Genomic DNA, 22,058 nt, shown 5'->3' with positions numbered 1-22,058 from the left:
TTAGGATATAAAACAGCTAAAAGACGCATCGCTATGGAACTTCGGGATATGATTACCGCAATTCTAATAATATTTGCGGGGGGTGATCCTGCAAAAGTCTTCAAAACTTAAAACATAAAAAATGGTCGGAAATTTCTTCCGACCATGACTAACAAAATAGCCAGTCTTTCTATTATCGTTTAATATAGTTTAAATTATTCTATATTTTTAAGCAATATCCATCCGGTCTTCACTGTAATTTCCTTACTCGCAGGATCTTCAAAAGTTACCTGATACCAATAGGTGGAGGTAGGCAATTTTTTACCCTGGAAATACCCATCCCAATATGGTGTTATCTTCGATGCTTTGAACACTTCTCTTCCGTATCGGTCGAAGACTTGCCCACTAAAGTCTTTATAATTAACTACTCCGCTGAAATCAATAATATCATTAACATTATCCCCGTTTGGCGTAATAACGTTTTTCATCACAAATGTAAAGAACTCAAGGAAGCCTACACAACTTGTAAATTTCACTCTTACCCTGATGGCAATAACTTTATTTTTAGGCACATTGTTAAATACATTGGAAGACTGCCATGTAACGCCATTATCTACTGAATATTCCAGGATACCGTTACTTGGGTTGCTTGCAGTAATAATCATTATACCTTTATCATTATAATCCACTTTTATCACTTCAGGGATTACCGCTTTAATAACCTGTGTTTTGAATTCTTTAGAACATACTCCATTGCTGATTATTACTGAATACTCTCCCGGAGTTCCTACCGTGATGCTCTGGCTTGTTTCACCACTGCTCCACTGGTAAGTATAATTGGGTCCTGAACCTGCATCTAAGATAATTTTATCTCCCTGGCAGATATGACCACCTTTTAAGTTGGAAACAATGGCTGGTACCACTTCAATTGTAATACGTGCAGGCTGTAAAGATTTACATCCTTGTGCTCCGATAGCGTATACTGTATAGGTAGTGGTTTGGGTAGGGCTTACCGTTCTTATTCCTCCGGTAGTACCTGCAGAATCAACCCATTGGTAGGTTACTCCACCAGTAGCAGTCAGCAATACAGATTCTCCGGCACAGATTTTTAATCTTGGAGCTGTTACTAAAGCCGTTGGTGTTTCTTCTTTTCTTAAAGTTAAGGTTGCTATTTTACTACAAAACGCACCATTGGAAACCAGCACATATAAGATTTGTCCGTCTGTTCCAGTATAGTTGGTAAGATTGGTAATATAGCTATTATTTTGAGCCTGAGCATCAGCCTGATTAGCATAAAAACGGAATACCGCTCCCTGCGTTGTACTGATCAAAGGTTTTGCTGTTTCTAAATTAAAGGTAGTAACTGTAGGTGTTGTACAAAGCTTAAGCTCAGCATTCTGTACGGTTGGACTTGTTCCACCGATAATGGTAATGGTTGCCTCACTAGGACACTGGTTGCCAGGAACCATTACTTTAACAGTATATACTCCTGGCTGGTTAGCAATATAAACAGCATTGGTTGCACCCGGAATGGCAACTCCATCTTTGTACCATTGATAAGTCATACCCGGAATGGCTGCTACCTGGGCTTTCAACTGTTTTGGTGTATTGTCACACATGTTGATGCTGCCCGGTAAAACGACTCCTGCTTCATCTACGATTTTAATTCCAACATCAAAGGATCCACCTTCTAAGAACACAGCAGAGTCGTGAGAAGGGTCTTTCGCATCAGCCAATACCATTTTAAAATGATAGGTCTGCCCTGGAATTACATCTGCAATTGCAGTTAATGGTGTTGTTCTACCAAAATAATTAATAACCAGGTGCGGATTAGCCAGCGCTCCAAAATAGCCTGCATTGATAGGCCCACAACTGAATCCGTTTCCTGCAGGAACAATATTGGTGGCACTTACAGGTCCTGCACCTCCTGGCAATATTGCAAGGTTAGTATACGTAGGATCTCCCACTTTCTTCAGCAAAAGCGCAAATGCATCGGAGTATCCTGTACAAGGATAATTGGAAGTATATTCATCCGAAACGAATATGTAATTAAATTTTACCTGATTGGAGTTCGGGACAAAATCAAATTCAAGTGCTACAGCATCTGTTAAACTCACCGTCGCTCCGGTAGCTGTTACAAGATCTGCATCACTTCCCGTTCCTACGGACTGCCCGACAGCAGCTACATAGTTATTACCTGCTTCTGAGGCATATCCTGTAGTCAAAACGATACCATCTGTAAAGGGAAAGTTGGTGGTCCCTTTATGAAAATATCCCCAAAATCTATTGCTGTTGGTCACATCATGATTAGGAGATACGGTCACGTTGGTAACGTTGGCTGTTGTACAGTTCGTACCACCGTTGATCAAAATATTCTTCACCAATTGCTCGGGAGTGTAGTTTGATGGTGTATAGGGTGGTACATTGACATCTATAAATGCGCCAGCCCTAAGAGCGGCAGCAGAAGGCTTTATCTTCTCTGATTTTCTGACTGGCCTCGTTTGAGAAAAAGCAGAAACAGAAATCAATAAAAAAGAAAAAAGGAAAAAATAGTTTTTTAGTCTATAGATTAACATTTTGTTTTCATTTGTTCAAATGTAGCAAAAATAATTGTACTAAAGCATTCTCACACACCACTAATTTCTCATTCAACATCTACATTCACAATGAATTTTTCTTATCATTACATTTTCCATAATTATTAAAATAGAAATTCATTCATAAAAAAAACCGGATCAAAATATTGATCCGGTTTGTATTTTCATCGCCAATGTTTTGGCTATTTATCCTCTTTTTTCAACTGATCAATCTCACCCTGAAGCTGAGATATAATATCTTTTAAGGCTTTAATTTCATTTTTGTTAGAGTTTACATTACTCTTCAGTATTACATTTTTCGCTCTTTCATTGTGATCTTCTTCATCTTCGTCTTCATTAATTTCTTCAATGTCTTCGCTGATCTCCTCAATATCTTCCTGGATATCTTCTATATCTTCATTAATCTCCTCGATATCTTCACTAATTTCTTCAATATCCTCGCTAATTTCTTCGATATCTTCCTGAATGTCTTCAATATCTTCCTGGATATCTTCAATTTTCTCATGGCTTTTATTCACAGACATCTGAATGAAAATAGCCAGATAAATAGCTTCCAGAGAAAGTACCGTCGTCAGAATCAGAAGCATCTTATCAAAATCCACAATATTCAGCATTGGAAGCAAAAACGAAGTAAGAAACAAGAGAGTATGTACAATCAGAGACTGAATAGATCCTATCCATGATGTAATACTGTCTGCTATTTTTTCAAGAACTTCTGCTTTTTCGTTATATTTTTTCATCCTTTATCTTTTTACAACAGTTCTTTGGTTACTCCTAATCCAAACAATGCAAAATCATATTTTGCAGGATCTTTTTCATCAAATTTTCTGATGGCAATATCCAGTTCTTCTACTGTTTTCCAGTCATTCTGCGTTCTGGAAACCAATCCCAGTTTTCTGGAGATATTTCCGGTATGCACATCCAAAGGAATAGATAGGTTTTTCTGATCTATATTCTCCCAGATTCCAAAGTCTACCCCTCTTTTATCTTGACGCACCATCCATCTTAAAAACATAATAATCCTTTTGGCAGAAGAGTTTTTGTAAGGTGAACTGATGTGTTTATGACTTCTGTGTTTTTCTGTTTCCAGAAATCCATTTCTGAATCGTTCTATTGCGTGGAGAAAATTATGCTCTCCTTTTTTTACTTTAAATAAACTTTCCAGGCTTTCATTTTCTTTATAAATTCTGTTGAACTGTCTGATGAAATAGGAAAAATCCTGTCCATTAAAAGTTCTGTGAATACTTTTATCCTGAATGGTTTCCAGATCCTTCTCTGAATAATTCATCACAAAATCATAGGGAGAATTTCCCATAATATCCAACATTTTATCTGCGGAATTTATGATCGATTTCCTGTTTCCCCAAGAGATGGTGGCTACAAGAAATCCTGCAATTTCGATGTCCTGTTTTAAAGAAAAACGATGCGGAATCTGTATCGGATCATTTTCAATAAAATCGGGAGCATTGTACTGATCTGCCTTTTCGTTGAGAAAATCTCTGAGTTCTTCAAATTTCAGCATATTCATTCTAGATCTTTACACTTTCCAATGCTTTTGGTAAAAATGTATTGGGGAAAATTTCTCTGGCTTCATCGGTAAACACGGTCAGATCTCCATACCTGTTGGAAAAATGTCCTAAAATCAATTTTTCAACCTGAGCTTTCTGAGCAATTGTTGCTGCCTCCAATGCTGTGGTATGACCTGTATAATCTGCCATTTCCTTCAGATCATGTAAAAATGTGGATTCATGGTAAAGAACCGTTACATTTTTAATAATCGGAATGACGCTTTCAAGATAACGGGTATCACTACAGAATGCATAAGATACAGACGGAGCCGGCTCAAGTGTCAGAATTTCATTTTTAAGCACATAACCATCACTCAGCACAAAGTCTTTTCCTGCTTTTATATTGTGATAATCACAGGTTTCAATCTCGCTGTACTTGGCAATTTCTTTCATATTAAGATGCCTGTCTTTCGGTTTTTCTTTAAAAAGATAACCGTTGCAGTAAATCCTGTGATCCAACGGAATAGTATATACTTCTATTCTGTTATCCTCATATATTTTTTCAGAATAATCTTTATCCAGCTCATGATAAACCACTTCAAAACCACGATGGGTTTCCGTAATCTGAAAAATGGTTTCCAGCATCTTCTTAATCCCTTTAGGACCATAAACATGCAAAGGCATATCTCTTCCTAAAAGACGGAAAGAAGCAATAAGCCCCGGAAGCCCGAAACAATGATCCCCATGAAGATGGGAAATAAAAATATGATTGATTTTTGAAAATCTTGCTTTTGCTTTTCTCAGCTGTACCTGCGTACCCTCTCCACAATCTATCAGGAAGAGTCTTTCTTCCATTTCCAGCAGCTGTGCTGTGGGTGATGTGTTGATGGTTGGGATCGCAGAATTAAAGCCTAATATTGTTAAATAAGTACTCAAATCAATAATTTATGATAACAAATGTACAACAGAAAATCTAAATGGGTGCTTTACCTTTAATATTTAAACCTAATCAGTCACTTTTAAAAAATCCATAAATAGGTCTAATGCCTGTTTACGGTGACTGATTTTATTTTTGTCTGCCGGTTCCATTTCTGCAAAGGTTCTGTCATATCCTACAGGAACAAAAATAGGATCATATCCGAACCCTTTGAAACCTTTATTTTCTGTCAGTAAATTTCCGTGAACTCTGCCTTCAAAATATTGCGCTCCGTTTTCATCATAGTAGCACAGAACAGTCACAAAATAAGCTTTTCTGTTTTCAACATCCTGCATTTCTTCCAATACTTTTTCGATATTTTTTGCGAAATCATGATCTCCGGCATAACGGGCAGAGAAAATTCCCGGTCTTCCGTCTAAAGATTCTACTACAAGACCACTGTCATCACCCAAACTTGGAACTCCTGTTTTTTCAAAGCAATATTTTGCTTTGATTAAAGCATTGGCATGAAAAGAGTCTCCATCTTCTACAATTTCTTCGTTAATATTGTAATCGGTAAGACTTTTTACAACACAATCACTTCCCAGAATCTGTTGAATTTCTTCTTTTTTATGTTCGTTGTGTGTAGCTACTAATAATTCCATTTCTATATTCATTTTCAATTTTACTTTTTTAGCTTAGGCTAATTACATTTCAGCATAATGTACTTTATACTTTTTCATAAACAGATAGTAGAATAAAGAGAAAAGTACAATTCCCGCTCCTAAAACCAGCCATTCTGAAACATTCAAAACTTTTGCAAAACTTTCATCTTTACCATACAGAACCAATAGTGACAGGGTTAAATTATTAAACGCATGCAGCAATATCGGCATCAGCAAAGATTTTGTTTTATGATATACCAATCCGAGTACACAGCCCAGCATTACTGCACTGATGAATTGCCAAGGATTTCCATGAACGACTCCAAAAATAATGGAAGCGTACAAAATCGCTTTCCAAGGTTCTACTCCTTTATTAATCAATCCTTTCTGGATAATTCCTCTGAATATAATTTCCTCAAAAATCGGAGCCATAATCACTGTCATGATAATCATTACAATAGGATTATCAGTCAGCTGGCTCATTAATTGAGTAAAATAATCATAAAATTTACCGAAAAAAGGACCTGTCGTAGGAATCTGAGCAGCAATAAATTCAGCAATAAACATCATTCCCGCCATCATTGGAAAGATGAGAAGATAGGTAGAGAAATTGACTGATGATAAATTGAAGTTAAGTTTCTTCTGGGTAGTACGTCTTACAATAAAAAAATCGAAGAAGGCAATAGCTGTAAGGAATCCTACAGAATTCACCACCATAAGAAACCAATCTTTAAGCTCAAGATTTTCCTTGAAAACAACTTTCCAAAAAGTGCTGAATAAAGAAACGGCCATTGTTCCCACGAATAATCCAACCACCAAAACAACACCGCCAAACCATGTAAACGTAAACTTCGGATATTTGCTATTTTCCATCCTTTCTCTGTAAAAGTTTATTAGAAACAAAGATAATTTTTTTGACTGCTACAGGCAACTAAAAAAGGAATTTCTTATTTTCGTTCCTTTATCCATGAACATCACAAAATGAATACAGAATCTTCATTCCAAAGAATTGAGTCTTCAACCAACAAGTTTATGACTATTGTTCTGAATGTACTTTTCTTTGTGATCTTTATTCCTTTCGCTTTGCTTTTCGTTTTAGTTCCTGCTTACGGAATTTACACAAGAGGTTTTGAAACCATGCTGTACCCTACTCTGGCCATCTGGGGAATTTTATTGATTATCCTTATTCCTTCTATCCGCATTTATATGATTAAAAGGAAAAAATTAGCTCATAAAATCGTGGTTGATGAAACCGGACTTTTATTTTACAATTCAAGAAATGAGATTACGGATCAGATACTCTACACAGAACTCCGGTCTTCAAAACAGAATTTCGATATTTACACAGTCAATCCTGTGGGATCAGGTATTGCTCCTTTATTGGAAGTAACAGTTCTATCAGGTAAAAAAGAGGAGATTGCAAGGCGTATTGATATGAATTTACCTCTGAAAGTGGTAAAAGATAAATCGATGCTGTATGCTCATTTCCTGCATGGTATTGTTACTTTCCGTCCTGATTTAAAGATAGATCCCCTGGTTTTCCGCAGTTATTCTATCGATACAGAAACCTGGAAGGTGAATAGCAAAGGGGTTTCTACAGGAGGCTGGCTTTTAATGCTGGCAGCACTTGTTATTACGGCAATTATATGTGGATTTGTTTTTTTATTAACTGAAACAAAGCATTAATATGACAGAAAAATTCCAGATTACAGAATCTAAAATCAATAAACCCATTACTTATTTTCTAATGGGAATCATGTGGATCGCTGTCATTCTGATTATTACGGTAATTGGCTTTGTTTTCGATCTTATTTACAATAATTTCAGGCAATATTTAGAACATGATCTTGGCATTTTTTTCACACTTCTTATTGCTCAGATTCTTCTTATATTTTGCTGCATCGCTTTGATAATGGTTTTAACTTACCGAAAAAAACAAAAAATACGAAAAGCCGTTGTGGATCAAGAAGGTGTTATTTTCTACAACAATCGCAATGTAATCATTGAAACAATATTGTATAAAGACCTTCAGCCAGGTCAAAATTCTTCTAACGATGTACATGTATACAACACCCAGCCCGTAAAACACGGCAAAACGACATTGCAGGTCTATCTGAAAAATAAAGCAGGTGAAATTGTGCCAACAACTATTGATTTTAATTTTGAACTGTTGATTCTGAACAACAAATATGATCTGTACCGTCAGTTTTTAAAAGGTGTTCAACACTTTCGTCCGGATCTGAAAATAAGCCCGCAGACAATTGAGCAGTATAATCTTACTTCGGAGCCACAAAAAACTGAATTTGGAATATTTGAATATGTTATGATCTTTACCTTTCTACTGGTTGCTGCAGGATTAATTTACCTCTTTATACTTTTATTTAAAATAATCATTTGATTTACCCTACCCTTTTCAACATCTTTCTGTATTCAGCTTATTACATAAACAGTTTTTTAAACTGATCAGTTGTTGTCTGAGGATTCTCAATAAAATATTTTAGTGAAGAATGTATAAATTCCAGATTTTTAAGTTGTTTTTCAGGTGTTGAATTATCTTGTGTCTTATTCCATTCTGCTAAAAAATTGAGTTTATCTGAAAGAAATGCTTGAGCTTCATCAGAAAAATTATGATCTGCAAGATAGTCTCTTGTGGTATAAAAAATATTGTTATAGCTTCCTAGGGCGGCAGTACCTGGGTTTAAGGATTTAAAATATTGAGCCGTTGCTATGGTTAAGCTCATATTATTATGACAAACCATATCTCCTTCCGGGCAAAGCAGATACAATTGATCTACAGGTGAGGTAATAAAACTATTATAGGGTGAAGATTGAATGGTTTCATTTTTATTTTTAGAACTTGGGTAAGTATTGTCTTCATGATTGCATGAAAACATCAATAAAATAGAGAAAAACAGACATAATTTCCCTCCTAAACTGTAGAAGTTATTTTTATTCATCATTTGAAATCTTGTGTTTTAATTATGCAATTATAGAGTAATTTTCACAAACTTCAATACCTGTTTTTAAAATAATTCACACCTGTTATGAAATATCTTTTTTACGATGAAAAAAAATCTATAAGCAGATATTAAAACCATAAATATTAAAGATTTATTCCGTAATTACTTCAATTCTCATTTCCTACATTTAAATCTGATCTCCACTCCTTTCAAGCCTTTCCTTCTACAAACTCTTCGATCTAATACATATTTTATTTGAAAACCTCGTAAAAAATCCCGATTTTTGCAACTTCAAAATACGATATGTCAGACTTAATCAAAGAAATACAAAAAAGAAAGACCTTCGGGATCATTTCCCACCCGGATGCCGGAAAAACAACTCTTACTGAAAAGTTACTTCTTTTCGGGGGAGCTATTCAGGAAGCAGGTGCGGTAAAATCCAACAAAATAAAAAAAGGAGCTACCTCCGACTTTATGGAAATCGAAAGACAGAGAGGGATCTCTGTTGCGACATCCGTATTGGCTTTTGAATATAGAGACCACAAAATCAACATTCTCGATACTCCCGGTCACAAAGACTTCGCTGAAGATACGTACAGAACATTAACGGCCGTAGACTCTGTAATTGTAGTGATTGACGTTGCAAAAGGGGTTGAGGAACAAACAGAAAAACTGGTTCAGGTTTGTAGAATGAGAAACATTCCGATGTTGGTTTTCATCAATAAACTGGACCGTGAAGGTAAAGATGCTTTCGATCTTTTGGATGAAGTAGAACAGAAACTGGGATTAACAGTTTGTCCACTTTCTTTACCAATTGGCATGGGAAGTGACTTCCAGGGAATTTATAATATATGGGAAAACAATATTCAGTTATTCTTAGAAGAGAAAAAACAGAAAGTTGGAGATTCTATTAAGTTTGATGACATCAATGATACTTCTATTGATGATGTTATTGGTGAAAAGGCAGCAAAAACTTTAAGAGAAGAACTTGATCTGATTCAATCTGTTTATCCTGAATTTAACCGTGAGGATTATATGAATGGTGATCTTCAGCCTGTATTCTTCGGTTCTGCTTTGAATAACTTTGGAGTGCGCGAATTATTGAATGCTTTCATTGATATTGCTCCAATGCCACAGCCCAAAGAAAGTGAGACCCGTCTGGTAAAACCTGAAGAAGAAACTTTCACAGGATTCGTTTTCAAAATCCATGCGAATATGGATCCAAAGCACAGAGACAGACTTGCTTTCGTAAAAATTGTTTCAGGAACATTCAAGAGAAACGAAAACTATTTATTAGTAAGAGAAGGCAAGAAAATGAAGTTCTCCTCTCCTAACGCATTCTTTGCAGATAAAAAGGAGGTTGTAGAAGAAAGTTTCCCTGGAGATATCGTTGGTTTACATGATACAGGAAGTTTCAGAATCGGAGATACATTGACTGGTGGAGAAAAATTAAGCTTCAAAGGTATTCCGAGCTTCTCTCCTGAGCATTTCCGTTACATCAACAACAATGATCCTTTAAAAGCTAAACAATTGGCAAAAGGTATTGATCAGTTGATGGATGAAGGAGTTGCCCAGTTATTTACCCTTGAAATGAATAACAGAAAGATCATTGGAACGGTGGGAGCTCTTCAATACGAAGTTATCCAATACCGTCTTGAACATGAATATGGTGCAAAATGTACTTACGAACCTCTATCCATGCACAAAGCATGTTGGGTAGAAGCAGATGAAAAATCTGAAGAGTTCAAAGAATTTGCAAGATTGAAGCAGAGATTCCTGGCAAGAGATAAATACAATCAATTGGTATTCCTTGCAGACTCTTCTTTCACAATTCATATGACGCAGGAGAAATTCCCGAATGTGAAATTACACTTCATTAGTGAGTTCAGAGAGAACTAGACAATAAAATACAAAATAGCGAAAAAGCGAAGTTGTTTTAAGATATAGATCCGCAGAAATTTTCTGCGGATTTTTTTATATCTATAACATTTCATTTCCTACAAAAAACTTATTTAATACAACAAAAATCCAACATGCCCAATCACAAACATTTTATACATATGTAATGCACACATGTAGTAGACTTGTAGTACACATATACTACATAAATTATACATATATAATACATAAGTAATACCTTGTTTTTTGCTTTATTCAATAAAAAAAAACAATTTTGAACAAAGAGAAATCCATACAATTCTTTTAATTGATTTAATTCAAATTCTTTTGGGAGAAAGTCAAATTAGAGAAGTCAATCCTTTATAATATACTCTCAAACTTTATAAATAAAGCTGAGATTTTGAAAGATTGAATACTTATGTATAAATGTAAATCATTTAACCTTTCCTTCTTTATCTTGATTTAAACAATCTTAAATTAATTACGAACGTAAAAACCATTAAAACTAAAAGTTTTAATATATCAAATAAAAAATGCTTTTTAATTCTTTAAACTATCTCATCTTTTTTCCAATCATTTTTATGCTTTACTGGTGGCTTAATGGTAAGTCGTTAAAATGGCAAAATATAATGTTGCTGGCAGTCAGCTATTACTTTTATAGTTGTTGGGATTGGCGTTTTGTATTTTTACTGGCTTTTTCCACAGGACTTGATTATTTTTCCGGAATTATCATCCATGAAGCTAAAACCCAATTAAAGAAAAAAATATGGCTCTTTTTGAGTATTGGAATCAATTTGGGATTTCTCGGTTTTTTTAAATATTATAATTTCTTTATAGATTCTTTTGGTGAACTATTAAGAAACTTCGGACTTCAAATACACTATTCAACCCTACAAATAATACTTCCTGTTGGGATTTCTTTTTATACATTTCACGGATTGTCTTATGTATTAGATATTTATTATGATAAAATTAAGCCATCTTATAATTGGGTAAATTATACCTTGTTTGTCAGCTTTTTTCCTTTATTAGTTGCAGGTCCAATTGAACGTGCGACCCATCTACTCCCTCAGTTAGAAACACCACGAAAATTCAATTATACAAAAGCAGTTGATGGGCTAAGACAAATATTATGGGGGCTTTTCAAAAAAATCGTTATTGCAGATAATTGTGCAGTTTTTGCTAATGAAATTTTTAATAATAGTGCACATCAAAGTGGAAGCAGTCTTGTATTGGGAGCCATTTTTTTTACTTTTCAAATATATGGAGACTTTTCAGGATATTCAGATATTGCGTTGGGTTCTGCAAGGTTATTAGGAATAGAGCTATTGAAGAATTTCAACTTTCCTTATTTTTCAAGAGATATTGCTGAATTTTGGCGCAGATGGCATATTTCACTATCTTCCTGGTTTAAAGACTATTTATACATTCCCCTTGGTGGAAGTAAAGGGGGAAATTGGATGAGAATCCGGAATACTTTTATCATCTTTTTAGTAAGTGGATTTTGGCATGGCGCAAATTGGACATTTATCTTCTGGGGAGGGATTAATGCCTTATTTATAATGCCATCCATCATTATGAAAACCAATAGAAATAATATGGAAATTGTGGCAAAAGGAAAATATTTCCCCAATCTAAAAGAAGTACTTCAATTGGTTTCCACTTTTACATTAACTACTTTTTGCTGGATATTTTTCCGTGCAAATTCTCTTAGCCACGCTTTTGAGTATATAGGCGGTATTTTCAAAAAATCATTTTTTACTATTCCATCCATACCCTATGCAACTATTTTCTTACTTATAATTTTTATAACAATTGAATGGTTAGGCAGAGAAGGAAATTATGCATTAGAAAAACTTGACTTAAAGCTTGGAAAACCTTTTCGCTGGTTGGTATATGCTCTTATAATTCTTGCAATCGGAATGTTTATGCAAACACAAGAAACCCCATTTATTTATTTTCAGTTTTAGAAAAGCACTATGAAAAAATTATTATACAACCTGGTGATTTTCATCATATATAATCTCATATTTTATGTATTTACTATAACTCTGTGGGGTGAATATGCATTTCCATTTTTAAAACCGAATATAAATTATAAAATTGGCTCATACGGTCATATGTATACCCGTTTAAAAGAAATCAAGCAAATTGACAGTATTGATATTTTATTTTTGGGTTCATCACATACATATAGAGGTTTTGATAATAGAATATTCAAAAAAGAAGGTTTTACATCTTTCAATTTAGGCTCTAGTGCTCAGACTCCCATTCAAACATTAACTCTTCTGGAAAGGTATTTAGACAAAATACATCCTAAATCAATAATTTTTGAGGTAAATCCTTTAACTTTTAGCTCTGATGGAGTGGAATCATCTTTGGATCTTATTGCTAATGATACAAATGATTTATATTCTTATGAAATGGCACTAAAAGTAAACCATATTAGAACGTATAATACTCTTTTGTATGCTCTTCATAAAGATTTGTTTCATTTAAACCAATCGTATATCGAACCTATCAAGAAGGTTAAGGATAAATATATTCATGGTGGTTTTGTGGAATCTGAGATCGCTTATTACAATAAGCCGTCAAAACAGAATAAACAAAAAATTATTATCTCTAAAAAGCAAATTGAAGCATTCGAAAAATGTTTAGCTAAAATTAAAGAAAGAAACATTAAACTCATATTGGTATATGCGCCAATGACTCATAACCTTTACACAAGCTATTCTAATAACAAATACTTCGATGAAAAAATGAAAAGTTATTCCGAATACTATAATTTTAATGAAATAATGAATCTTAACGATTCATTAGATTTTTATGATGCACATCATTTGAACCAAAATGGAGTAAGGATATTTAATAAAAAATTGATTGAAATTTTAAATGATAAGCAAATCATTAAGAGCAAATTCTAACTAATGTTTAATTAAAAGTAATTTTAATTTTTCTGATTGATGATAAATAGTTAATAAAGCTTTTTGTAAATCATTTGTAAAACAAATACAAAATACTGAAAATACAATAGTTAGTATTTTACCAGCACAATACATTTCATTTACAATCTTTACAAGAACTTCCCTTCTAATTTTACTTCATCAAAAAAATTAATGTTATGAAAAAGTTCATATTACTCGTTGCGGTATCAAGCACTTTCATTATGTGTAAAAAAGCAGATGTTGCACAGGATAAAATAAATGAAGCTATCCATTCAGCCGACAGTGCTGCGACTGTTGCTACAGAAACCGTTGATAATGCCAGCAAAACAGCAAACCAGATCATGGATTCTGCCAGTATTAAAATAAAAGATTTTGAAGATACCAAAAATGATATTCAGCAAAAAATAGATAATACCTCCAAAATGGTAGATTCTTTATCTGAGAAAATTGCCAATACAAAACTGGAATCAAAAATCGAGAAAAAGGATTCGACGGAGAAGAAATCTGAAAAGGTTGCTGTAAAAGCTCCGGCTCCAAAAGTTATTAAAGAAACCAAAATCATTTATAAAGACAAGCCTAAAAATGACAGCTATGAACTGAATACGGCTAAAGATAGAATGGTAAAATCAGGATATCTTGTCATAAGAGCCGAGAATGCAGAAACGGTGAAGGAAATTATCCGGGAGGAAGCTCACAGAAATAACGGCTACATCAAAAGTGAAAATCTCTCTTATGTAGAATCTGCAAGACCTCATGGAGATGATCAAAAAGTATACAGCCTTGATATTAAAGTTCCCATCCAGCATTTTGATGGTTTAATGAATGCAATCAACGATAATGTAGGAGATATTGATACGAAAGATATTCAGGTTTCAGGACGAAACTATACAGACAATACCATTTGTACAATTACAGTTAACATCAGTGATCAAGCGAAAACAAAAACAGAACCAAAAACTTTCGGTGGAAAATCGCTAGCTGCCATTGAATCCGGCTGGGACGTGATAACTTCTATATTCCTGTTTATCCTTCCTTTATGGCCATTATTCCTGATTGCAGGTATAGGATATTATTTTTATAAAAAGAAGAACACAAACATTCCTAATAACGATTCTCACTAGATTCAAATCCATCCTCAGGGGTGGATTTTTAATATTTTTTTAATGAGGTTTAGAATTGAAGTTCAATTCTTATACTTAATTTTATCTAAGTTTAAAAAAAGAACTTGCTTATTAGAAAAATTCCTCTTAACTTTAAGTATAAGCAAAATGTAAGGAATCTTTGTTGTAAGACAAGGTTCAAAATAAGTTTGGAAATTTTTATTTCATATATTAATATTTTGTGATTTGGTGTAAAATAAGGCCCTCAAATTGAGAGCCTTATTTGTTTTTATTTCATATTCACTACTTTATCTACGATAAACTTGGTATTTCCTCTCCACGGAAGAGCACCATTGTATTCTTTGTAATGCAGATCAAACGTTTTTCCGCTGTTGGTTTCCAGTTGTTTGAAAACTTCAGGGTCATCTACAGAAAATTCAAACTCATAGCTTGTAATAGTTCCTGTTTTTCCGCTTCCGAAGCCTTCCTGAATCAGCTTACCTTCATAGGTTTTGAAGACATAGCCTTTTTTCATTGCATAGTTCAGGTATCCGGATTTTACGCCTTCTCCAAAAACGAAATAATACTTGTACCAGACAAATACGCCCAGTAACAGCAGTACAACACCGAGGATGATCCACAAAGATTTTTTCATAGGTAGTGTGTTTTATAAAATGTTATTTTGCGATACTTCTTGAGATCACGATTTTCTGAATTTCTGAAGTTCCTTCGTAGATCTGAGTGATTTTTGCATCTCTCATTAATCTTTCTACGTGGTATTCTTTCACATATCCGTATCCACCGTGGATCTGTACTGCTTCAATAGTAGTATCCATTGCTACCTGAGAAGAGTATAATTTTGCCATAGCTCCACTTTCAGAGATATCTTTTCCAGCATCTTTTTCACATGCTGCTTTGAAGCAAAGCATTCTTGCTGCTGTAATCTGAGTAGCCATATCAGCTAATTTGAACGCAATAGCCTGGTGGTTGATAATTTCAGTTTTGAAAGCTTTTCTTGTTTTAGCATATTTCAAGGCCAGTTCGTAAGCCCCTGAAGCAATTCCTAAAGCCTGAGAAGCAATACCGATTCTTCCTCCGTTCAATACAGCCATTGCAAAGTTGAATCCGAATCCGTCTTCACCAATTCTGTTTTCTTTTGGAACTTTTACATTGTTAAAGATCAAAGAGTGTGTATCACTTCCTCTGATTCCTAATTTGTCTTCTTTCAGTCCGATTTCAAAACCTTCCCATCCTCTTTCTACGATGAAAGCATTGATTCCTTTATGTTTTTTCTCAGGATCTGTCTGTGCAATTACGATATAATAAGTAGCTGTTCCACCATTGGTGATCCAGTTTTTGATCCCATTTAAAAGATAGTAATCTCCTTTGTCTTCAGCAGTTGTTTTCTGAGAAGTAGCATCAGAACCAGCTTCCGGCTCAGATAATGCAAATGCTCCGATCACCTGCCCGCTTGCCAGTGGAGTAAGATATTTTACTTTTTGCTCTTCAGAAGCAAATTTTTCAAGACCGGCACAAACCAATGAATTGTTTACAGACATTACAACAGCTGCAGAAGCATCTATTTTTGCAATTTCCTCCATCGCCAGCACGTAAGAAACGCTGTCCATACCTGCACCGCCGTATTTTGGATCTACCATCATTCCTAAAAGTCCCATTTCTCCCATTTTCTTCACCTGTTCTGCAGGGAATTTCTGGTCACGGTCTCTTTCAATCACCCCTGGTAATAGTTCGTTTTGTGCAAAATCTCTTGCTGCCTGCTGAATCATCAGCTGTTCTTCCGATAAATTAAAGTCCATAAAAAAAATAATTAGATAGCCGTAAATTTACACTTTTTAACGAAATCTGAAAAAATTAAATTGAAAGCCGAAAAAAGGTACAGAAAAAGGAAGTTGAGGGAGGTTTAATGAGAATGAGTGCGCGTTTTGGGATTGGGAGTGATAAGATATAAAAACAATATTAGATTTATTAGAAAAAATAACCATTCCCGAAAGATCAATTTAAAATATAAAATCCCTTTTTCAGGGCTTCCGGCCTCCTTTTTGATTCTATATATTATGGTTAGCATTTAACTTATTTCTAATTATTGCATGCAGATGTTTCCAATTAAAAAAAATGCTTATATTTAAGTTTCTTTATAAATTACGTAAAAAATCATGACGATCAAGAGATTATTCGATATTCCGCACTATGCTTTAGAAAAATATCCTAAAACGGATATGTTTGTAACCAAGTATCAGGGTGAGTGGAAAAAAACTTCTACCCAGGAGTTTATTAATGAGGGAAATAAGATATCCAGAGGATTATTGAAGCTTGGTATAAAACCAGGTGATAAAATCGCTTTGATTACAACCAATTCCCGTACAGAATGGGCCATTATGGATTTTGGACTTTCTCAGATCGGGGTCGTTTCTGTACCGGTTTATCCAAGTATTTCTCCTGAAGATTATGAATTTATCTTCAATAATGCTGAAATTCAGTACTGTTTTGTTTCTGATAAGGAGCTATTGAGTAAGGTGATGAAAGTAAAGCATAATATCCCAAGTTTACAGGGAATTTTTACTTTTGATAATATCAGTGGGGCAGCCAACTGGAGAGAAATTCTGGATCTGGGTAAAGATGAATCTACACAAATTGAAGTGGATGACCTTTCCAATGCGATCAATACTGAAGATCTTGCCACTATTATTTACACTTCCGGAACTACGGGAAGACCTAAAGGAGTAATGCTTACGCATAATAATATTGTATCTAATATTTTGGGAGCTATTCCAAGGATTCCGAAAAAGAGAGGCTTCGATTATAAAGATGCAAGGGCTTTAAGTTTCCTTCCTATCTGCCATATTTTTGAAAGAATGCTGTTTTATCTTTATCAATACAACGGTTTCTCTCTTTATTTCGCCGAAAGCATTGAGAAAATGGGTGAAAACGTAAAAGAAGTGAAGCCTCATTATATGACTGTAGTACCAAGACTGGTAGAAAAGGTATATGATAAAATCTATAATACAGGATCTTCAGCCGGAGGATTAAAATCAAAAATCTTCTTCTGGGCTTTGAACTTAATCAGTAAAAAGAAAGTAATCTCCAAGCCATCCGGACTTCAGGAAATGATTGCCGATAAATTGGTATTTTCTAAATGGAGAGAAGGTTTAGGTGGTGAAATCGTAACTTTGGTTTCAGGATCAGCTGCCTTGTCTACAAGACTTAACCTGATGTTCCAAAATGCTGGTATTCCTATTTTGGAAGGATATGGTTTAACAGAAACATCCCCTGTAATTTCCGTAAACAGCTTTGATAAAATGAAAGTGGGAACCGTAGGAATTCCATTGGATAATTTAAAGGTTAAGATTCAGGAAGATGGTGAAATTACCGTAAAAGGGCCATCAGTATTCAAAGGATATTTCCAGAATGAAGAAATGACAAAAGAAGCCTTTACTGAAGATGGTTTCTTCAAAACGGGAGATATTGGGCATATTGATGGTGACGGATTTTTACAGATCACTGACCGTAAGAAAGAAATGTTCAAGACATCCGGCGGAAAATATATTGCTCCTCAGACTATTGAAAACTTAGCAAAAGCTTCCAAATTCATTGAACAGATTATGGTAGTAGGCGATGGTGAGAAGATGCCATGTGCTTTGGTACAGCCAGATTTTGAATTTGCTAAAAACTGGGCTTTAAGAAACAATCTGAATATCGGTTCTACACCGGAAGAGATTGCAAAAAGCACTGAACTGAAGCAAAGAATTGAAAAAGAAATCGAGGGCATTAACGAACACCTTGGAAACTGGGAGAAAATCAAAAAAATTGAGCTTACTCCTGAAGTATGGAGCATTGAAAGCGGATTGCTTACTCCAACATTAAAACTGAAAAGAAAAGCGGTAAAAGAGAAGTTTATTGCTTTATACAATAAGATGTATGATCATCAGGATTAAAAAATATCAACCGCTTCAAAATGAAGCGGTTTTTTTATAGATTTTGGCTAAATTTTATTTTGATAAACGAACGGGCTAAAGCCCATTTCTATTGATGATTTCCCATTGGTTATTTCAACCGTTATGACTACCTGCAACTTTGTGTCATTCCACAAGAATCTATAACAGATTAAAAGATTGTGTAGAGATTCGGAATGACAAGGACACCGTAAAAAATTACATCTGCTAAAAGATTAAATGGGCTCTTTTCTTGAACTGACATTCGTAACCTTTCAGGTTATGCTCAGGATGGCCAGTCCGTTTCTATTGATACACAAAAAAAGCTGTTTCATTTCTGAAACAGCTTTTGTATGTTGTAAAACCAATAATTAGAATTTAATTACAGATTTCATTCTTTCGTTTTCTTCCATTACCAACTCGTCGTCTACAAGAATTTTTCCAGAGTGTTCGTCAATAATGATTTTCTTTCTCTGAGCAATTTCCATTTGCTTTTGAGGAGGAATAGTGAAGAAAGATCCTTTTGGAGCTCCTCTTTCCAACCCTACTACAGCAAGACCATTGATAGAGTTTGTTCTGATTCTGTTGTAAGAAGCCAGTAATCTCTCATCAATTTTACCTGCATATTCTTTAGACTGCTCAATCAGGTATTCTTCTTCTTTCTGAGTTTCAGAGATCAAACCATCCAATTCTTCTTTCTTGAATTTCAGGTGATTTTTCAAATCGTCGATCTTTGAAGTAAGTTCGCTTAAAGTTTCATTTTTGTGAGCGATTTTAACTCCGAATTCTTTAATTCTTTTTTCAGCAAGCTGAATTTCCAGATCCTGGAATTCCATTTCTTTTCCTAATGCTTCAAACTCTTTATTGTTTCTTACATTATCCTGCTGAGATTTGTATTTCTCAATTAAAGTTTTAGCATGGTTAATAACTTCATGCTTTGTTTTAATCTGATCGTCCTGATCTTTGATATCAGCATGAAATTTTTCAGCTCTTTTTTCAAGACCTTCAATCTCGATTTCAAGATCTTCAACTTCAATTGGCAATTCTCCTCTAGTATTTCGGATTTCATCCAATCTTGAATCAATGATCTGTAAATCGTATAAAGCTCTTAATTTTTCTTCAACTGAAATATCGTTGGTTTTTGCCATATTTAAATGAAATAATTTACTGGGTTTGTTTTTTCAATAGATTTTGAAATTGCAAATGTACTAAATTTTTGTGACAAAATTTCAAATAATTGTTGAGCAACAAATTGTTCAGACTCATAATGTCCTATATCACAGATCAGCATTTTAGACTCTGCTAAAAAATAGTCGTGATATTTAAGATCTCCGGTAAGATAAGCATCACATTTCTTGGCTGCTGCAGATCGAATACCGCTGGCTCCGGAACCACCAAGAACTCCTACTCTTTTGATTTTTTTATTATTAAAGGAAGAATGTTTTATCACTTCAAGGCCAAATTTTTCTTTTACAAAACCAAGGAAATCTTTTTCATCCATCTCCTCTTCCAGATCACCATACATTCCTAGCCCAGCATGATGGTTTTTATTATCCAGACTATAAACCTGATGAGCCACTTCTTCATAAGGATGAGCGGCTTTCATAGCTCCTACAATCTGCCCCTGTTTAAACCCTTCAAAGATTACGGAGATCATATCTTCATCTGCATTTTCACGAATTCCCTGTTGTCCTGAAAATGGATTTGAACCTTCTGTAGGTCTGAATGTCCCGTTTCCGTTCACTGTAAAACTGCATTCGTCATAAAACCCTATATTCCCCGCTCCTGCTGAAAACATAGCTTCTTTTACTTTTTCTGAGTATTCTTTGGGAACAAAAACTGTAAGTTGTTTTAAATTATTTTCTTTAGGCTGAAGAATTTTCATATTCTTTAATCCCAACTGGCTGCATATCCCATGATTTACTCCAAAAAAATCATTATCAAACGCTGTGTGAATAGCATAAATGGCCACTTTATTTTCAATTGCTTTTAAAACGGCTCTTTCTACATAGTTTTTCCCTGTTAAAGATTTTAGGCCGGAAAATATAATAGGATGAAAACATACAATCAGATTGCAGTTTCTCTCAATAGCCTCATCTACAACATTTTCCAACGCATCATGACAGACCAGAATACCGGATACATCACGGTCATAAACCCCACACAAAAGTCCTACATTATCAAAATCTTCTGCCTGTCTGATACTTATTTCCTCTTCAATCTTTGCAATTACAGTTTTTAGCTTCATTAAGTTATATTTTACAGTTACAGCGAAGATATTAATTTTACTAAAAATCCAAAGAATATTTTAATAGTTGTAGAATTCTTTCAACAGTCATATCTTTACCTTACACTTTATAAAAATGGCTAACTTAAGCCTGAAATAATCCTATATCAATGGAAAGAGAACACAATCTTATTCCTGAAGACAGCCTTTGGAAAAGATACCTTTACCGAATCATCTACCGTGCCGATACAAGGCTCGGGAAACTGTTCGATATTATATTACTGTCCTTAATTCTTGCAAGTACCGCTATCATCATGATGGAAAGTGTACCTCAGCTTGACAAAAGATTTCATTATACTTTTCTGATCCTGGAATGGATCATCTCCATTTTCTTTACCGTGGAATATTCTATGCGGATCGCCGTGGTAAAAAATAAAAAGAGTTATATTTTCAGCTTTTTCGGGGTTATAGACTTTCTCGCTTTGGTTCCTTTTTTCCTCAGCTTTTTCTTCCCTATCACTAAGTATTTCCTGATTTTCAGAATGCTGAGAATGCTGAGAATCTTCAGAATTTTCAATTTGCTGGATTTTATGAATGATGGCTATCTTATTGTAAGGGCTTTGAAAAACAGTTCGAGAAAAATTTATATTTTCCTTCTGTTTCTGATTATTTTCTCGGTTATTGTAGGATCACTTATGTTTATGGTGGAAGGTGGGAGACCTGGTTTTGAAACCATACCACAATCTATCTATTGGGCAGTAGTTACTGTAACCACCGTAGGATATGGTGATGTATCCCCTATTACGCCTTTAGGAAAATTTTTCGCTGTCGTTTTGATGCTTGCTGGTTACTCCATTATCGCGGTTCCTACTGGTATTGTGACTGCAGAAATGAGAAATAAGAGACAAAACATGGAATTAGTATGTGAACGTTGTGGGAATGACGATATTGATGACGATGCAAGGTACTGCAAGAAATGTGGCAAGAAATTAGCTTGATATTAGGTATAAGTAAAATTTATTCACCAAATACATCAAAATCATGGAACCACAAAAGAAAAACAGACCAAATAGTTTAGTGATTATTCTTTTTGCACTCATCGTACTGATGATCATTGTTTACTTTATATTAGCAATGTTCTTCCCTACCGTTTTTGACCTTCTCAATAAGGGAGAAATACAACCGGTACCTAATAAATAATGAGTAAAGTTTATATTGAATAAAGGTCATAGGATAAAATAAAAAGATGAGTGAAGTATTTCGCTCATCTTTTTTTGAACCATTAATTCCCAAAATAAATATGTACTTCACA

The 22,058-nt window shown here is 34.5% G+C and carries 20 protein-coding genes; 9 read left to right on the top strand and 11 right to left on the bottom strand.

All coding sequences use genetic code 11. The features are described 5' to 3' along the window. Positions 1-194: 194 nt before the first annotated feature. The 6 genes from CQ046_RS12355 to CQ046_RS12330 all read right to left on the bottom strand — a co-directional run bounded on the left by CQ046_RS12355 (position 195) and on the right by CQ046_RS12330 (position 6,538). Positions 195-2,555, bottom strand: a complete 2,361-nt coding sequence (locus CQ046_RS12355) for a choice-of-anchor L domain-containing protein (RefSeq protein ID WP_105702535.1) — start codon at positions 2,553-2,555, stop codon at positions 195-197. 203 nt (positions 2,556-2,758) lie between these two features. Next, positions 2,759-3,316 carry a DUF1003 domain-containing protein gene (locus CQ046_RS12350; RefSeq protein WP_105702534.1) on the bottom strand — a complete coding sequence of 186 codons (558 nt, stop codon included), beginning with the start codon at positions 3,314-3,316 and terminating at the stop codon, positions 2,759-2,761. A gap of 11 nt (positions 3,317-3,327) precedes the next feature. Beyond that, positions 3,328-4,098 carry a TIGR02757 family protein gene (locus CQ046_RS12345; RefSeq protein ID WP_410493685.1) on the bottom strand — a complete coding sequence of 257 codons (771 nt, stop codon included), beginning with the start codon at positions 4,096-4,098 and terminating at the stop codon, positions 3,328-3,330. Positions 4,099-4,105: 7 nt separating this feature from the next. Continuing rightward, positions 4,106-5,020, bottom strand: coding sequence for a ribonuclease Z (locus CQ046_RS12340; protein ID WP_105702533.1), 915 nt, complete (start codon positions 5,018-5,020; stop codon positions 4,106-4,108). 69 nt (positions 5,021-5,089) lie between these two features. Then, positions 5,090-5,665 (bottom strand): RdgB/HAM1 family non-canonical purine NTP pyrophosphatase, encoded by a 576-nt coding sequence (rdgB, locus tag CQ046_RS12335; RefSeq protein ID WP_410493683.1) that lies wholly within the window; start codon positions 5,663-5,665, stop codon positions 5,090-5,092. Positions 5,666-5,707: 42 nt separating this feature from the next. After that, positions 5,708-6,538 (bottom strand): CPBP family intramembrane glutamic endopeptidase, encoded by an 831-nt coding sequence (locus tag CQ046_RS12330; RefSeq protein WP_105702532.1) that lies wholly within the window; start codon positions 6,536-6,538, stop codon positions 5,708-5,710. Between the two features lie 108 nt (positions 6,539-6,646). On the opposite strand from CQ046_RS12330, the gene CQ046_RS12325 reads away from it, so the two are divergent. After that, the gene (locus CQ046_RS12325; protein ID WP_105702531.1) at positions 6,647-7,351 is read left to right on the top strand and encodes a hypothetical protein; all 705 of its coding nucleotides are present in this window, start codon (positions 6,647-6,649) and stop codon (positions 7,349-7,351) included. Between the two features lies 1 nt (position 7,352). After that, complete coding sequence (locus CQ046_RS12320) at positions 7,353-8,063, top strand: hypothetical protein (protein ID WP_105702530.1); 711 nt, start codon at positions 7,353-7,355, stop codon at positions 8,061-8,063. A 40-nt stretch (positions 8,064-8,103) separates the two neighbouring features. Here CQ046_RS12320 and CQ046_RS12315 read toward each other — a convergent pair whose 3' ends face one another. Then, on the bottom strand, positions 8,104-8,625 hold the full coding sequence (locus CQ046_RS12315; protein ID WP_123906614.1) for a hypothetical protein: 522 nt from the start codon (positions 8,623-8,625) through the stop codon (positions 8,104-8,106). A 303-nt stretch (positions 8,626-8,928) separates the two neighbouring features. Between CQ046_RS12315 and CQ046_RS12310 the strand changes: the two genes are divergently transcribed. From CQ046_RS12310 to CQ046_RS12295, 4 genes are all read left to right on the top strand, one after another. Then, positions 8,929-10,524 carry a peptide chain release factor 3 gene (locus tag CQ046_RS12310; RefSeq protein WP_105702528.1) on the top strand — a complete coding sequence of 532 codons (1,596 nt, stop codon included), beginning with the start codon at positions 8,929-8,931 and terminating at the stop codon, positions 10,522-10,524. Between the two features lie 533 nt (positions 10,525-11,057). Continuing rightward, positions 11,058-12,494 carry an MBOAT family O-acyltransferase gene (locus CQ046_RS12305; RefSeq protein WP_105702527.1) on the top strand — a complete coding sequence of 479 codons (1,437 nt, stop codon included), beginning with the start codon at positions 11,058-11,060 and terminating at the stop codon, positions 12,492-12,494. Between the two features lie 9 nt (positions 12,495-12,503). Further along, positions 12,504-13,448: a hypothetical protein gene (locus tag CQ046_RS12300; protein WP_105702526.1), complete on the top strand. Its 945-nt coding sequence runs from the start codon at positions 12,504-12,506 to the stop codon at positions 13,446-13,448. A 197-nt stretch (positions 13,449-13,645) separates the two neighbouring features. Beyond that, positions 13,646-14,590: a DUF4349 domain-containing protein gene (locus CQ046_RS12295; protein ID WP_105702525.1), complete on the top strand. Its 945-nt coding sequence runs from the start codon at positions 13,646-13,648 to the stop codon at positions 14,588-14,590. A 268-nt stretch (positions 14,591-14,858) separates the two neighbouring features. On the opposite strand, the gene CQ046_RS12290 is transcribed toward CQ046_RS12295, so the two are convergent. Both CQ046_RS12290 and CQ046_RS12285 read right to left on the bottom strand, forming a co-directional pair. Next, positions 14,859-15,224 carry a hypothetical protein gene (locus CQ046_RS12290; protein WP_105702524.1) on the bottom strand — a complete coding sequence of 122 codons (366 nt, stop codon included), beginning with the start codon at positions 15,222-15,224 and terminating at the stop codon, positions 14,859-14,861. 22 nt (positions 15,225-15,246) lie between these two features. Continuing rightward, the gene (locus CQ046_RS12285; protein ID WP_105702523.1) at positions 15,247-16,386 is read right to left on the bottom strand and encodes an acyl-CoA dehydrogenase; all 1,140 of its coding nucleotides are present in this window, start codon (positions 16,384-16,386) and stop codon (positions 15,247-15,249) included. A 357-nt stretch (positions 16,387-16,743) separates the two neighbouring features. Here CQ046_RS12285 and CQ046_RS12280 point away from each other — a divergent pair, with 357 nt between their 5' ends. After that, positions 16,744-18,522 (top strand): AMP-dependent synthetase/ligase, encoded by a 1,779-nt coding sequence (locus CQ046_RS12280; RefSeq protein ID WP_105702522.1) that lies wholly within the window; start codon positions 16,744-16,746, stop codon positions 18,520-18,522. A 368-nt stretch (positions 18,523-18,890) separates the two neighbouring features. Here CQ046_RS12280 and CQ046_RS12275 read toward each other — a convergent pair whose 3' ends face one another. Continuing rightward, the gene (locus CQ046_RS12275; RefSeq protein ID WP_105702521.1) at positions 18,891-19,667 is read right to left on the bottom strand and encodes a zinc ribbon domain-containing protein; all 777 of its coding nucleotides are present in this window, start codon (positions 19,665-19,667) and stop codon (positions 18,891-18,893) included. Positions 19,668-19,669: 2 nt separating this feature from the next. Then, a complete protein-coding gene (locus CQ046_RS12270; protein ID WP_105702520.1) occupies positions 19,670-20,767 on the bottom strand; it encodes a Nif3-like dinuclear metal center hexameric protein in 1,098 nt (365 codons plus the stop codon). Between the two features lie 149 nt (positions 20,768-20,916). On the opposite strand from CQ046_RS12270, the gene CQ046_RS12265 reads away from it, so the two are divergent. Both CQ046_RS12265 and CQ046_RS23565 read left to right on the top strand, forming a co-directional pair. Further along, positions 20,917-21,744, top strand: a complete 828-nt coding sequence (locus tag CQ046_RS12265) for an ion transporter (protein WP_105702519.1) — start codon at positions 20,917-20,919, stop codon at positions 21,742-21,744. Positions 21,745-21,787: 43 nt separating this feature from the next. Then, positions 21,788-21,946, top strand: a complete 159-nt coding sequence (locus tag CQ046_RS23565) for a hypothetical protein (protein ID WP_165790509.1) — start codon at positions 21,788-21,790, stop codon at positions 21,944-21,946. The last annotated feature ends 112 nt before the right edge of the window (positions 21,947-22,058 follow it).

Origin of the sequence: Chryseobacterium sp. MYb7, from assembly GCF_002979455.1 — a bacterium.
In the GTDB taxonomy this organism is placed as follows: domain Bacteria; phylum Bacteroidota; class Bacteroidia; order Flavobacteriales; family Weeksellaceae; genus Chryseobacterium.
Note: the sequence above shows the minus strand (reverse complement) of the source record. Positions and strands in the feature narration are given on the sequence as shown.